13 protein-coding genes, 1 tRNA gene and 1 pseudogene are annotated in these 14,030 nt (G+C 64.2%); 5 read left to right on the top strand and 10 right to left on the bottom strand.

Annotation, left to right across the window (positions count from 1 at the left end; translation table 11 throughout):
* Window positions 1-172: 172 nt before the first annotated feature.
* Window positions 173-1,558: a 30S ribosomal protein S12 methylthiotransferase RimO gene (gene rimO / locus CG51_RS12610; RefSeq protein ID WP_035745544.1), complete on the bottom strand. Its 1,386-nt coding sequence runs from the start codon at window positions 1,556-1,558 to the stop codon at window positions 173-175.
* Window positions 1,559-2,092: 534 nt separating this feature from the next.
* Here rimO and CG51_RS12620 point away from each other — a divergent pair.
* Window positions 2,093-3,856 (top strand): AsmA family protein, encoded by a 1,764-nt coding sequence (locus CG51_RS12620; RefSeq protein ID WP_035745547.1) that lies wholly within the window; start codon window positions 2,093-2,095, stop codon window positions 3,854-3,856.
* Between the two features lie 165 nt (window positions 3,857-4,021).
* On the opposite strand, the gene CG51_RS12625 is transcribed toward CG51_RS12620, so the two are convergent.
* The 7 genes from CG51_RS12625 to CG51_RS19585 form a co-directional block, all read right to left on the bottom strand.
* Window positions 4,022-5,080, bottom strand: coding sequence for a dipeptidase (locus tag CG51_RS12625; protein ID WP_035745550.1), 1,059 nt, complete (start codon window positions 5,078-5,080; stop codon window positions 4,022-4,024).
* Between the two features lie 10 nt (window positions 5,081-5,090).
* Complete coding sequence (locus tag CG51_RS12630) at window positions 5,091-5,864, bottom strand: ABC transporter ATP-binding protein (RefSeq protein ID WP_035745552.1); 774 nt, start codon at window positions 5,862-5,864, stop codon at window positions 5,091-5,093.
* On the bottom strand, window positions 5,861-6,688 hold the full coding sequence (locus tag CG51_RS12635) for an ABC transporter ATP-binding protein (RefSeq protein ID WP_035745553.1): 828 nt from the start codon (window positions 6,686-6,688) through the stop codon (window positions 5,861-5,863). Before CG51_RS12635 ends, CG51_RS12630 begins: the two co-directional genes overlap by 4 nt.
* Complete coding sequence (locus CG51_RS12640; protein WP_035745555.1) at window positions 6,688-7,602, bottom strand: ABC transporter permease; 915 nt, start codon at window positions 7,600-7,602, stop codon at window positions 6,688-6,690. Before CG51_RS12640 ends, CG51_RS12635 begins: the two co-directional genes overlap by 1 nt.
* On the bottom strand, window positions 7,599-8,663 hold the full coding sequence (locus CG51_RS12645) for an ABC transporter permease (RefSeq protein WP_035745557.1): 1,065 nt from the start codon (window positions 8,661-8,663) through the stop codon (window positions 7,599-7,601). The genes CG51_RS12640 and CG51_RS12645 overlap by 4 nt, the downstream gene beginning before the upstream one ends.
* Window positions 8,664-10,265, bottom strand: coding sequence for an ABC transporter substrate-binding protein (locus CG51_RS12650; protein WP_035745558.1), 1,602 nt, complete (start codon window positions 10,263-10,265; stop codon window positions 8,664-8,666).
* Window positions 10,266-10,353: 88 nt separating this feature from the next.
* Window positions 10,354-10,845, bottom strand: a complete 492-nt coding sequence (locus CG51_RS19585; protein ID WP_084695176.1) for an AbrB family transcriptional regulator — start codon at window positions 10,843-10,845, stop codon at window positions 10,354-10,356.
* Between CG51_RS19585 and CG51_RS12655 the strand changes: the two are divergent.
* Window positions 10,830-11,276, top strand: a pseudogene (locus CG51_RS12655) (transposase family protein); the annotation flags it as partial. The gene CG51_RS19585 and the pseudogene CG51_RS12655 overlap by 16 nt on opposite strands.
* 127 nt (window positions 11,277-11,403) lie before the next feature.
* On the opposite strand, the gene CG51_RS12660 reads toward CG51_RS12655, so the two are convergent.
* Both CG51_RS12660 and CG51_RS12665 read right to left on the bottom strand, forming a co-directional pair.
* Complete coding sequence (locus CG51_RS12660) at window positions 11,404-12,054, bottom strand: GntR family transcriptional regulator (protein ID WP_035745560.1); 651 nt, start codon at window positions 12,052-12,054, stop codon at window positions 11,404-11,406.
* Between the two features lie 33 nt (window positions 12,055-12,087).
* Window positions 12,088-12,789, bottom strand: a complete 702-nt coding sequence (locus CG51_RS12665; RefSeq protein WP_035745587.1) for a M48 family metallopeptidase — start codon at window positions 12,787-12,789, stop codon at window positions 12,088-12,090.
* 191 nt (window positions 12,790-12,980) lie between these two features.
* Here CG51_RS12665 and CG51_RS12670 point away from each other — a divergent pair, with 191 nt between their 5' ends.
* The 3 genes from CG51_RS12670 to CG51_RS12680 all read left to right on the top strand — a co-directional run.
* Window positions 12,981-13,304, top strand: coding sequence for a TIGR02300 family protein (locus tag CG51_RS12670; RefSeq protein ID WP_035745561.1), 324 nt, complete (start codon window positions 12,981-12,983; stop codon window positions 13,302-13,304).
* A gap of 112 nt (window positions 13,305-13,416) precedes the next feature.
* A tRNA-Ala gene (locus CG51_RS12675) sits at window positions 13,417-13,492 on the top strand.
* 331 nt (window positions 13,493-13,823) lie between these two features.
* On the top strand, window positions 13,824-14,030 hold a 207-nt coding region (locus CG51_RS12680; protein WP_035745563.1), incomplete at its 3' end, for an IS3 family transposase.

Below are 14,030 nucleotides of genomic sequence, written 5' to 3' on the forward strand. Positions count from 1 at the left end.
ATAGCTTTTCCCGGCAGGCTTCAACTGGGAGGCCTATAACTGGGACGCAAGGGACAATGAGATGCCCTGTAATCGCAGGACATGTAGAGGCACATCACGGATATAAAGGATGTTTTCTGCGTCACCGCTGCTACGCCTAGCAACTGTATATATCGACGCGGCTGAGCCAACGTCAGATCAGTGATCCCCAGAGATCATACTCACCTGCTTCGTCCACTGCTACAGTAACGATGTCTCCCGGCTTCAAGCCCTCGAACCCTTCATCTATGAAAAGGTTTCCGTCGATTTCCGGCGCGTCGAAGCGGGTACGGCAAGTCGCCCCGTCTTGGTCCACGTCGTCAACAATCACCTCCTGGCGCGTGCCCACGCGGGCTGCGAGCCGGGCTTCGGAAATGGCCTGTGCCTTTTCCATGAAGCGCTCCCAACGGTCTTGCTTTACGGCTTCCGGCACGTGATCCGGAAGATCGTTGGAGCGGGCCCCGGCGACGTTTTCATATTTGAAGCAGCCGACACGATCGAGCTGAGCCTCGTCCAGCCAGTCGAGCAGAGTCTGGAATTCGGCTTCCGTCTCGCCGGGGTAACCGACGATGAAGGTGGAGCGCAGCGCCAGTTCCGGGCAATCGCTTCGCCACGCGGCAATTTCGTCCAACGTGCGCGCGGCGGCGGCAGGGCGCGCCATGCGGCCCAGGACATCCGGGTGCGCGTGCTGGAAGGGGATATCCAGATAAGGCAGCACCAGCCCCTCCGCCATCAGGGGAACAAGTTGGCGGACATGCGGGTAGGGATAGACGTAGTGGAGCCTCACCCATGCGCCGAGCCCGCCCAGTTCGCGAGCCAGATCGGTGATATGTGCCCGGACATCCCCGCCCCTCCAGGGCGAGAAATCGTGTTTCCGGTCGACTCCGTAAGCAGATGTGTCCTGGCTGATGACGAGGAGTTCCTTCACCCCCGCCTCCACCAGCTTCTCAGCCTCGCGCAGCACGGCATGGGCAGGGCGGCTCTGCAGCTTGCCCCGCATGTCGGGGATGATGCAGAACTTGCACTTGTGATTGCAGCCCTCCGAGATCTTCAGGTAGCTGAAGTGGCGGGGTGTGAGTTTGATGCCGGAGGCCGGCAGCAGATCGACAAACGGATCCGGCGCGGGCGGCACGGCCTTGTGGACGGCATCCAGCACCTGCTCGTATTGATGCGGCCCCGTGACCGCGAGAACCGAAGGATGGGTGCCCGTGATGAACTCCGGTTCTGCTCCCAGACACCCCGTCACGATCACCCGGCCATTTTCGGTCAGTGCCTCGCCTATGGCCTCTAGGCTCTCCGCCTTGGCACTGTCGAGAAAACCGCAGGTGTTGACGATCACCGCATCAGCGCCCTGATAATCGGGCGAGATCTCATAACCTTCCGCCCGGAGCCGAGTCAGAATCCGCTCACTGTCCACCAGTGCCTTCGGGCAGCCGAGGGACACGATGCCGATCGAAGGCTGTCCCGTGCGACGAGGGCCCGCGTCGAAAGTCGGCGCGGGGGCGAGATCGGGGCGGAGATTGGGCGGGTTCAGAGCCATCGCGCGGATATAATGCAGCGCAGACGCCGGGAAAAGCCCCGCTTCGTCCCTTGCCGCTGTTTCGCGACGTTCGTAAAATCAATGGACGACTGCCTGCGGGGATATTGCTGCGAGTCTCTGCGGCCTGTTACGGAGTTTCGAGCTGTCGTCCCCGCGCCGATACCCTGTCGCAGCTTCGCGCGACCTGGCCTCTCCGCCGTCCCGGCGGTGGGCCCATCGCTTATCCGCCAAGCTGGGTGGGGCTGTGCGTCTCCTGCTGTGCCTGGCGTTCGGCCGACCGATGGACTGCATGGCGCAGGGTGGCGGAGAGCATCGGAAACCGGCGGAGATTTTGTCGGCGCTCCGCCACGCGCTGGTCCAGGCGGGCCAGAAGATTGTTGCACGGTGGCTGCGGCCGCTCCTGACCGTCGCCCACAGGCGGCGGTGTTCCACTATCGCCCAAGGAGTGTCCGTCGTTCCGCAGCCGCTCGCGTTGCGGCGTCCGCCTGCCCGTGGTCTCCCTAAAGACCGCCCCTCGATTACCCGGAGGATTTCTTGCGCTGGTTCGTTCGCGTCGTCTTGACGCTTGCGCTGTGCCTCGCCCTTGCGGTCGGCCTGCTGTTTCTGGTGCCGTCAGAGCGCGTGGCGGCGATCGCCTCGCGCGAGTTTGAACAGGCAACGGGCCGCGCGCTGCGCTTCACAGGGCCGATCCGTCCGGTTCTCTGGCCCCAGCTCGGTATCCGGGCGGGGGAGGTGGAGCTTGCCAATGCCAGTTGGTCCGCTGAAGGTCCGATGATGCGGGCGGATGGACTGCTTGTCGGTATCGATGTGGCGCCACTCCTGCGGGGACATGTGCGGCTCAGCCGGATCATCATCGACCGTCCGAGGCTCCTGCTGGAACGGAATGCTGCCGGTCGCGCCAACTGGGAGTTTCAGGGCAATGGCCAGGGAGATTTCTCTCTGGCGCACGGCGCTCTTACCGATGGCACGATTACCTTTATCGACCGTCTGAACGGGCGGCGGCAAACCTTCGATGCGGTGAACGCCGATTTCCGATTGCCCGATTATCATGGTGCGGCGCGGCTTTCGGTCAAGGCTCTGTGGGAGGGGCGGCCTCTCACCCTCACGGCGGGCACGGCGGAGTTCAGTACCCTCCGCGTCGGAGATACGGTGCCGGTGGAGGCGGAGCTGATCGGCGACGCCCTGCGGTTGGGGTTCCAGGGCGTGTTCAGCGGTGCGCCGGCGGAGGCGAAAGGGCGGCTCATGCTCGCCACTTCGGACGCCCTGCGGGCTGCGGCATTGCTGGGCGGGCAATCCGTGGCGGAGCCGTCGCAGCCACTGAGACTGCCGGTGACGCTGCAAGGCGATCTGGATTGGGTTCCCGGGCGGCGCGTCACGCTGACGGAGGGGGTCGTGTCGCTTGATACAGACAGGTTGAGCGGCGGGATGATGCTCGATCTCGCCGGCTCCCGCCCACATTTCGCCGTGACGTTGAACGGGGCCGTCTTTAACGCGGGCGCCCTGCTGCCGCAGTTGATGGCGGAGACGTTGGAGGGCTGGTCCCCGGCACCCATTGCGTATGACTGGTTACAGAAGGCCAATGGGACGCTCGATCTGCAGGTGGAGCGGCTGTTGCTGCCTGGGGCGTTCTTCGGTCCCGCGACGCTGAATGTGGCGCTGGATCGGGGGCGGGCGGTCGCCACGCTGGCGGATGTCGGGGCCTATGGCGGGCAACTCTCGGGCGAACTGGTGATGAACGGGCGAAGCGGCCTCTCCGTCGGGGGCGACCTGAGGGTGACGGACATGGCGCTCCGCCCGCTTTTCGCGGATTGGGGGGGAGCCGAGTTTGCAGGGTCTCTGACCGGGAGCCTGAAGTTTCTCGGTGTCGGCAACACGCCTGCCGCGATCATGAACAGCCTCTCCGGCGAGGGGCAGCTTGCGATCATGAATGGCCGTCTGGCGGGCGTCGATCTCGCGGCGGCCACGCTCGGCCACGCGCCGGTGGGGCGCCTTGCCGTGACGCCGTTCACCACCCTCACCGCGCGATTCGCGATGAAGGATGGAGTGTTGCATAACGATGATCTCTCGATGGACGCGCCCACGCTCACGGCGACCGGTTCCGGGGTGATAGGGATCGGTTCGGGAACATGGAACTACCGCCTTCTCCCGCATCCGAGGGAGGCCGGGCTGGGCAGGCTCCGCCCGCCGGTTCTTGTCACGGGGACGTGGGGCCACCCGGAAATCCGTCTGGGCCTGCCGACCGCGACGGAGGAGGCCGTGGCGGCTGAGCGGGCGCGTCTGGAGCAGGAGGGGCGGTGATCCTGTCCTGCGGGGATTCTTGCGCCGCGGTCGCAACTCAAGGCAGGTGCCGGACCATCGCCGGTGCGCATGGTTCAATGCCCAATCCTCCGGCCCGACACCGGTGGTTTTCTTGCGTCGGACGAAAGGTGCGGTTGTAAATTGCTCCCTGTCCCGGGCCGTGGCTCAACCGCCCCAGGTCTTTTCCAGCACCCGCAGCCAGTTCTCATGGCACAGCTTTGCGATGAGTGGCGCATCATAGCCATGCGCGGCCATCGCGTCCTGCAAGGCGAGCATCCCCGTCACGTCCCCGATCTCGTCGGGAACTGTAGCGCCGTCGAAGTCGGAGCCGAGTCCCACCCGCGTCTCGCCCAGCTTCCCGATCAGATGGTCGAGATGGGCGAGAACCGGCTCCCAACCGATATCGGAGCCGCGCCGCCCGTCAGGCCGAAGGAAACTGGTGGCGTAGTTCAGCCCCACCATCCCGTCGCTTTCGGCGATGATGGCGAGCTGCCGGTCGGTCAGGTTCCGCGCAGAGGGTGTCACGGCGTGGGCGTTGGAGTGCGTCGCGACCAGCGGCGCGTCCGAGAGCGCGGCTACGTCGTTGAAGCCTGCCTCGTTCAGATGACTGAGGTCGATCATGATCCGTAATGCGTTGCAGCGCCGGACCAGTCTCTTACCTGCTTCCGTCAGCCCCGGCCCTGTATCGGGAGAGGAGGGGAAGCGGAACGGCACCCCATGCCCGAAGATCGTCGGACGACTCCAAACCGGGCCGAGCGAGCGCAGCCCCATCTCATAGTAGAGGTCGAGTTCATCGAGGCTCTCCGAAATAGCCTCGGCCCCTTCCATGTGCATGATCGCGGCTATCCCGCCCGCCTGCATCGTGGCGCGGATTTCCTCGACGGTGCGGCAGACGCGGAAACTGCCACCGGAGGAGCGCTCCATCCACAAGAGCAGCGACGCCTCCGTTATCGCGACGTGTTGCGCGGTCGTGGTGCTCACCATCCCCGGCAGGCCGATGGAATAGGGCGGGTTGTCCATCAGGGCGTCCACATCGCCGCCGCCTTCGTGCGGAGTGGGGATCCAGATTGCGAAGAAGCCGCCTGCAAATCCGGCCTGCTTCATCCGGGGCAGGTCCAGATGCCCGCGGCCTTCCCCCTTCAGCCAGATCTGCTCCCGTCGCTCCGGCGCACGATAGAGGCGGAGCAGAAAATCGTTATGACCATCGAAGACAGGCTGGCTCATGCGAGTTCCTTCAGGGGGCAGGGGCGGCAAGGGGCGTATAGCCCTCGGAAGCCGCAAGCAGGGTTCGGGTATAGGGTTCGCGCGCCTCGTGCCGACGGAGGGCGTCGCGCGTCAGCTCCTCCACGGTTCGTCCGTGCTGCATGACCATCAGCCGCTCGCACATATGCGCCACGACGGCAAGATCATGGCTCACGAGTACATAGGTCAGCCCGCGTTCTGTGCGGAGCCGTTCGAGCAGGTTCAACACCTCTGCCTGAATGGACGCGTCGAGCGCGGAAGTCGGCTCGTCCAGCAGCAGTATCCGCGGCTCCAGAATGAGGGCGCGGGCGATGGCGACCCGCTGCCGCTGCCCGCCGGAGAGCTGGTGGGGGTAACGGAAGCGGAAACTGGGGCCGAGACCGACATCCGTCAGCGCGGCCTCTATCCGATGCTCCCGCTTGTCGAAGCCATGGATCGCCAGAGGCTCCGCCAGCACCCTGTCCACGGTGTGCCGAGGATGGAGCGAGGCGTAAGGGTCCTGGAACACCATCTGCACCCGGCGGTAGAACTCGGCGGTGCGTGGACTCGCGATTTCGCGCCTCTCCATCAGCAGAGCGCCACCGCTCACCGGCGCCAGTCCGCAGAGTGCGCGGAGCACGGTGGACTTGCCCGAGCCGGATTCGCCGACAAGGCCGTAGCTCTCCCCCTCCGCAACGTTGAAACTCACGCCCTTCACGGCGCGGACCTCATCCATGCCGGAGCGGTAGGTGACTTCAAGGGCGTTCACTTCGAGAATGGAGGTCATGTCGCCCAGGCCGCATCACGTTGCAGGGTAGGAAGGGGGTGACTGTCCCCCTCGATCTTCGGCAGGCAGGAAAACAGCCCGCGCGTATAGGGGTGCTGCGCTTCCGCCAGACGCGAAGCGGCGATCTCCTCCACCACCCGGCCGGCATACATCACGAGCACCCTGTCGCAGAAGGTGGAGACGAGCCGGAGATCATGGCTGATGAAGATCAGCCCCATGCCCCGCTCCCTGACCAGCCGGTCGAGAATGCGCAGCACCTCTATCTGCACCGTCACGTCGAGCGCGGAGGTGGGTTCGTCCGCGATCAGCAGGTCAGGCTCGGTGATGAGCATCATCGCGATCATCGCCCGCTGCCCCATGCCGCCCGAAAGCTCGTGCGGATAGGCGCGGAACACCCGTTCCGGGTCGCGGATCTGCACGGCCTCCAGCATGGAAAGGGCGCGCGTCTTCGCCTCCTGCCGGGAGGCGCCCTGCAGACGCGCCGCTTCCATGAGCTGCTTCCCGATGGCCATGACTGGGTTCAGCGAGAATTTCGGATCCTGCATGACCATGGAAATCCGCGCGCCGCGGATCGACCGCCACGTGGCCTGGTCGGCGTTGCGCAGGTCGATCCCATCGAAGGTCAGACGGTCTGCCGTGGCCTTGCCCGGGGGCGGCGTCAAGCCAAGGATCGCCCGCCCCGTCTGGGACTTGCCAGAACCGGATTCGCCCACGATCCCCAGCCGCTCCCGCCCGAGCGAGAAGCTCACCCCCCGCACGACCTCCACGGGACCGTGGCGGGTCGGAAAGGCGATGCGGAGATTCTCAACCTCGAGCAGCGCCATCACTTCTCTCCCTTGGGGTCGAGCACGTCGCGCAGCCCGTCACCCAGCAGGTTGAAGCCGAGCGAGACCACGAAGATCGCGATCCCCGGCATGGTCGCGACCCACCACTGATCGATCAGGAACCGCCGTCCCGACGCCACCATCGCTCCCCATTCCGGGCTGGGCGGCTGCGCCCCGAGGCCCAGAAAGCCCAGACCCGCCGCTGTCAGGATGATACCAGCCATGTCGAGCGTGACCCGAACGATGACCGAAGGCATGCAGAGCGGGACAACGTGCCCCCAGATGATCCGGGCGGAGGAGGCACCCTGCAGCTTCGATGCGGCGATGAAGTCGGTGTTGCGGATGGTCAGCGTCTCCGCCCGCGCGAGACGCGCGTAGGGCGGCCAGGAAGTAATGGCGATGGCGATGATCGCATTCTCGATCCCAGGCCCCAGCGCCGCGACGAAGGCGAGGGCGAGGATCAGCCGCGGAAAGGCCAGCACGATATCGGTGACCCGCATCAGCACGGTATCGACCCAGCCGCCGAAATAGCCTGCCGTGGTGCCGATCAGCAGTCCGATCGGCGTGGCGATCACGGCGACCAGCGCCACGATCATCAGCGTCAGCCGCGAGCCATGTATGACCCGGCTGAAGATGTCGCGCGCCTGATCGTCGGTGCCGAACCAATGGGTGGAGGAGGGCGGCAGCAGCCGTTCCGTCCGCAGATCGCCGCCGACCAGCGGATCATAGGGTGCGATCACATTGGCAAAAAGCGCGACCAGTATCAGCGCCACGATGATGCCAAGGCCCACCATCGCCAGCGGGTTGGACCGGAGGGCGAGCCAGGTCCGGTAGAACTGGCCCAGCCGCGCCTGACGGCGGGAGCCGGGCTGCTCCGTCAGCAGCCATTCGCGGCGGGAGAGGGACTGGCTCATCTGCTCCTCCTCACACGGGGGTCGAGCAGCGAATAGAGCAGGTCGGATACGAGGTTCAGCAGCACGAAGGTCGCCCCGATGACCAGCGTGCCGCCGAGAACCGCGTTCATGTCGGCATTCTGCAGCGAATTGGTGAGATACATGCCCAATCCCGGCCAGGCGAAGACGGTCTCTGTCAGGACGGATCCTTCGAGCAGGTTCGCATAGGAAAGGGCGATCACCGTGATGAGCGGCACGGCCGCGTTCCGCAGCGCATGGATCCAGATGATCCGCCACTCCGCCACGCCCTTCACCCGCGCTGTGGTCACATATTCCTGACCGAGTTCCGCCAGCATGAAACTGCGCGTCATGCGGCTGATATAGGCCATGGAGAAATAGCCCAGCAGGCAGCCGGGCAGCGCGATATGGCTGAACACATTGCGGAAGGCGGCCCACTGACCCTGCATCGCCGTGTCGATCAGCAACAGCCCGGTGCCGGGGGATATGGAATATTCATAGGCGATATCGATCCGCCCCGGCCCCGCAACCCAGCCCAGACGCGCATAGAAGATCAGCAGGCCCAGCAGCGCCAGCCAGAAGATCGGTGCGGAATAACCGACAAGCCCGATGATCCGCACGATCTGATCGCCGAGCTTTCCCTTGTTCACCGCGGAATAGACGCCGAGCGGAACGCCCAGAAGGGTGCCGATGATGATGCCGAAGGTGGACAGCTCCAGCGTGGCGGGAAATACCCGGCGCAGGTCGTCCGCAATGGGCCGCTTGGTCAGAAACGATGTGCCGAGATCGCCGGCCATGACGGAGCGCCCGTAGATCCAGAACTGCTCGATCAGCGGCTTGTCGAGGCCGAGCTGCTGATAGACCTGATCGTAGGTACTCTGCGAGGCACGGTCACCCACGACGGCCAGTACCGGATCGACCGGGACGATCCTGCCGATCATGAAGGTCACGAACAGCAGGCCGAGAAGCGTCACCGCGAGTGTGACGAGCACTTTCCCCGTCTTCCACAACAGTCCCGAAAGGGCGCCTTTGCGCCCTACCGGCCGGTCTTCCGCGATGGCCATCTACTTCGTCACGGCCTTGAAGGAGTTGTCGTTGAACGAGGGCCCAAGCACGAAATTCTGCACGTTTGACCGCACCGCGACGTTCTCCACCTGCTGGAACATGATGACGAAGGGCGAGTCCTGCTGCTGTTCGCGTTGCAGCGTCTCGTACATCTCCGCCCGCTTGCCGGTGTCCCGCTCCAGCATGGCGGCGCGGGTACGCTGTGTCATCTCCGGGATGTCCCAGGCGTTCCGCCAGGCCAGCGTCTTGGCGGAGGCGCCGTCCGCATTGTCGGGGTTGGAGGCGAAGGTGTCGGCGTTGGTATGCGGATCCTGATAATCCGGGCCCCACTGGCCGATATAGATGTCATGGGTCCGCGCGCGATACTTGGTGAGCGTCTGGCCGCCATCGCCGGGAATGAGGCTGAGCTTGATCCCCGCCTGTCCGAAGGTCTGCTGGATGGCGGTCCCCATCGCCGTGATATCGGCGGTGTTGCGCGTGTCCATGGTCACGCTGAACCCGTCGGGCACGCCAGCCTCCGCCAGCAGTTCCTTGGCCTTTGCCACGTTGAGGGCGAAGGGCGTGTCGTCGATCTCCCCAAGGAAGCCCTTCGGCAGGAAGGACTGGTGCACCATGGTGCGGCCCTTCATGATCGTGTCGGAAATCGCCGTGTAATCGACGAGGTATTTCATCGCCTGCCGGACCTGCGGTTTCGACAGGAATTCGTTCTTCTGGTTCAGGCCGAGGTAGTAGATCGACCCTTTCACGCCCGACTGGTTCTTGATGTCGGCATTGGAGGACAGCGCCTCCATCTCCTCCGGGCCGAGGTTGCGGGCGATGTCCACGTCGCCCTGTTCGAGCAGCAGCCGCTGCGCCGCAGGTTCCGGGATATGGCGCATGATGGCCCGCGCGATCTTCGGCGCCTCGCCGGAATAGTTGTCGTTGCGTTCCATTACGACGACTTCATTCGCCCGCCACTCGCGGATGGTGAAAGGGCCGGAACCGGCGTAGCCGGTCTTCAGCCAGTCGTAGCCGAAATCGCCGTTCGCCTCATGCGACATCGCGAGCTTCTGATCCACCACCGATGCCACCGTCGCCGTCAGGCAATAGAGCACCAGAGACGGTGCATAGGCTTGGTCCATTTTGAAGTCGAACGTGTAGTCGCCGGTCTGGACGATCTGCGCATCGACATTCTCGGGCGAGAAGCCGAACTGTGTCAGGATGAAAGCCGGAGACTTGTCCAGCTTCACCGCGCGTGTCAGCGAGAAGACCACATCGGATGCAGTGATGGGGTTGCCCGAGGCGAATTTGCGCCCCTCGCGCACCTTGAAGTGGATGGTCTTGCCATCCTCCGACACTTCCCAGCTCTCGGCGACGACGCCGAAGATCTTGGACACGTCCTTCACGTCATAACCGATCAGCGTCTCATAGGAGTTGCCGAGCAGCTCGGAGGCGGTAAACTCGAATACCTCCGCCGGGTCGAGGGAGATGACGTCGTCGATCGCCCAGGCCTGGATCAGCGTGTCGGGCGGGGTCGCGGCAAGGGCGGGCAGACTCGCCTGAAAGGTTGCGAGGGCACCGGTGATTGCCGTAGCGGCAAGGAAGCGGCTCGTGTGTCGCATGATCGTCCCTGTTGATTTTGCTCGGTCCTCGACCGGAACCATGGACGGATAGGACGCGCTGCGAGGGAGCAAGTCAAGCCGCGCCGGTTTACTTCGCCACGCCCGGCCGGGCACCGCGGCGGGCCGCGTGACGCAGGAAGATCTGCGGGGTGATCATGACCGCGATCAGGATGCGGAAGACGTGATGTGCGGTGACGAAAACCGGATTCGCGCCAATGGAAAGAGTGATCAGACCCATCTCTACCATGCCTCCCGGGATGTAGGAGAGCACAAGGGCCGGAACGGGGTGTCGATGAAGGGCAGCACGACAACGAATGATCGCTCCGACCGCCGCCACCGATATGCCCAAAGCCACGACCGCGCCGCCCAGACATTGTCCCAGCCGCGCCCGCTGCATCCCCGCAAAGCGCAACCCCAGAGCCGTGCCGACGGGCCACTGCGCGCCTGAGACGAGGGACGGCGGCACCTGTCCGCCGATCAGCCCCGTCGCATGGGCGATGGCGCTGAGGATGAGCGGCCCTGCGACTACCCCCGCGGGCAGGGAAAGGCGACGCGCGCCACAAGGCCGACAGGAAGACAGCCTGGGAGTTCCTTCAGCATATGCTCGAAGCCGTGCCCTATCAGGTCCATACTATTCTCACGGACAACGGCATTCAGTTCGCAGAGCAGCCGCGGAACCGGAACACGATCTACTCCCGGCCGATGCGCTTCGACATGATCTGCGAGGCCAATGGTATTGAGCACCGCCTGACTAAACCCAACCCCCTTGGATCAACGGCCAGGTCGATCCGGGGGATCGTTTTCCCGCTGAACGTCAAGCGCTTTCATTACGACAGCCATAACCAGCTCCGCACCCACTTGGGGGACTTCATGGCAGCCTACAATTTCGCACGCAGGCTCAAGGCCGTCGGCGGCCTTACACCTTACGAATACATCTGCAAGATCTGGACATCAGAGCCCGACAGATTCATCCTTAACCCGATCCACCAGATGCCGGGACTGAACACCTAGGCTGCATGCTTCAGGACTTTTTCAGCAGCCTGCTAAGATCGCGAATGGTCGCGCCAGCGCAGGCCCAAAAGCCTTTCTCAGCGGATTGTTAAGGACAAACCCGGTCGGGCCCGCTTCTCTGCTTCCGTCACGCCGTCAGATGGCGCAAGCCCTGCGTGACATCCGTGCGAATCGCAAGCCGCAGCCCGGGGTCATCCCCCGCCTTCAGCGCGGCGATGATATGTCGGTGATAGGGCGGCGCCTCGTTCCGCCGAAGCCGTCCATAGAGCGCCCGCATCGTCGGACCGAGTTGCAGCCAGACCGTCTCCACCATCGCCAGCATCGCAGGGGCTTGCGCCCGGAGATATAGGGTCCGGTGGAACTCCAGATTGGTGCGGATATAGGCCACTGCATCATGCTTGGCGACCGCCTCCGCGTTGGCGGTGTTAATGGTCTGAAGCCGCTCTATCAGCGCCATGTGGGCACGCGGCAGGGCGCGTGTGCCAAGCTCCGGCTCCAGCAGGGCACGGATGGCCGCGAGCTCCTCGATCCGCTCGTTCGACAGTTCAGGCGTGGAAACGCGCCCGGAGGAGGAGAGCGTCAGCGCGCCTTCCGCCACCAGCCGCCGCACGGCCTCCCGTGCGGGAGTCATGGAGACGCCGAATGTCCTGCCCAGACCCCGGAGCGTCAGCGACTGGCCGGGCGCAAGCTCGCCGTGCATGACCTGCTGTCGCAATGTGCGATACAGCCGCTCATGCGCAGCGGGGGTAGTGTCTGAGGGGCGGATATGGGGCAGCATGGCGCCAGTGATCACACCCGGAGGGAGCCGTCGTCAATCCCCTCGAAAGATGTATCGGTGCAGTTCCTGCCCGTGATCGCGGAGCCATCGGCGGGGGGCCGCATAGCCGGGCATGAGCCGCGCCACCTCCGCCCAGAACGCCGGTGAATGGTCCATTCGAACAAGATGCGCCACTTCATGCGCTGCGACATAGTCCAGCACTTCCGGTGGCGCGAGAATCAACCGCCACGAGAACATGAGCCGTCCATCGGAGGTGCAAGACCCCCACCGGGACCGCGTGTCACGCAGCGTCAGTTTCGTATAGCCGCGGCCAAGGGAACGAGCATGGCGGCTGCACGCCGCCTCCAGCCGCTCATGCGCAAGGCGCTTCAGGAACGCCTCCACCCGTGCCGCCGTCCTCGCCCCCGCCGCTTCCGGCACCAGCAACTCCCGCGCCCCGCTCTCCACGACCCTCGGCACGCGGGCCAGCCGCACTTGGCGTATCCTACCCTCCACCGGGAGCAGGGAATCCGGAGCGATTCGTATCTCCTGCGGCCGGACCGAGAGAACATCGCGGATCCACTCTTCGCGATCACGTGCGAAGGCCAGTGCATCGGAAACCCGCGCCCGCTCAGGCAGAGAGAGCGTGACACGCCCATCCAGCCGGGAAACCCGGAGGGAGAATCGGCGCGCACGGGCGGAACGGCGGAGCGATATGTCGATGGGCGGGCTGCCCGGCAGCACAAGCGATGTCATGAAGGGGAGATTAACCTTCGCTTCATGCCCGCAAAAGCCCTCCTGAAGCAACCCTCTGGCATTCGCCTGTAGCGTTTCCCATATCCAGAGCCTTGTGCCCGCTGCCCTTACATGGAAAGGCTTTGACAGCCTTCGCCAGCTGTGGCAGTTGGCCCCGATTCACTCGACGACCTGACATGAAAGGGGTTCCCATGCCCAAGGACGAATGGGGCGTCAAACGCCTTTGCCCGCACTGCGGGAGCCGTTTCTACGACCTTCAGCGCGATCCGATGACCTGCCCCGAATGCGGCCATACGTTCTCGCTCGAAAGCCTGCTTGCAGGACGGGGCCGCGTGATGGCCGCAGATAAGAGCAAGTCCACCATCAACGACAACAATATCGACACGGATGACGAGGTTCTCGAAGAAGACACCCCCGAAGCCGATATCGACGATGATCTTCTCGAGGATGACGAGGACGACAACGTCTCGCTCGACGACCTTGCCGACGTGGCAGGGGACGACGAGGACAACTGATCCTTCAGGGTACGTGGGGGGAAATGACAGCGGGGCGGATTTTTTCCCTTGCGCTTCCCCCCGCAGCTGCCTAGAAGCACCGCAGACGGGCGGCGACGCCCGGACCTCCGGTGGGGCCATAGCTCAGTTGGGAGAGCGCTTGAATGGCATTCAAGAGGTCAGGGGTTCGACTCCCCTTGGCTCCACCAAATTCTCTTTGGCAAGTGCCAGATAGATCTTCCATTAATGACAGAGGTTTGTCCATTTTTTGGGAAATCCGTATCTGTGAAGACACCCAAGCCGGTAGAGATGGCTCTGCTGGCTTTTTTGCTACGCCAAGTGAGGTCGAGACTAGGCGTAGTCGCCTCTCCTCCCACCGCAGCGGCTCACGGCACCACTCAAGCCCCATAGCTGTCGCCCGGATACACCGCCGCAAACGCTGCGGCGGCGGGAGAGGTGGTTCGGGAAATCTTCTCAGCCGGGATAAGTGGATTTTCCGGGCAAGGGCGGTGGCATGATGCTGCGAGGGAGGAGAAGATGATGGCAAGACGCCCGCGCCGGAACCCCAGCCCGGCCTTCAAGGCAAAACTGGCGGTTGCCGCGATCACGGGCGAGAAGACCATGATCGCGTTGGCGCAGGAGTTTGACGTCCATCCAAACCAGCTCAAGCAGTGGCGGGATCCGTTGCTGGAGGGCGCGACCGGTGTGTTCGGGGAAGCCCAAAGGCCGAGCCAGAGCCGACCATCG

Origin of the sequence: Haematobacter missouriensis (assembly GCF_000740775.1) — a bacterium.
In the GTDB taxonomy this organism is placed as follows: domain Bacteria; phylum Pseudomonadota; class Alphaproteobacteria; order Rhodobacterales; family Rhodobacteraceae; genus Haematobacter; species Haematobacter missouriensis.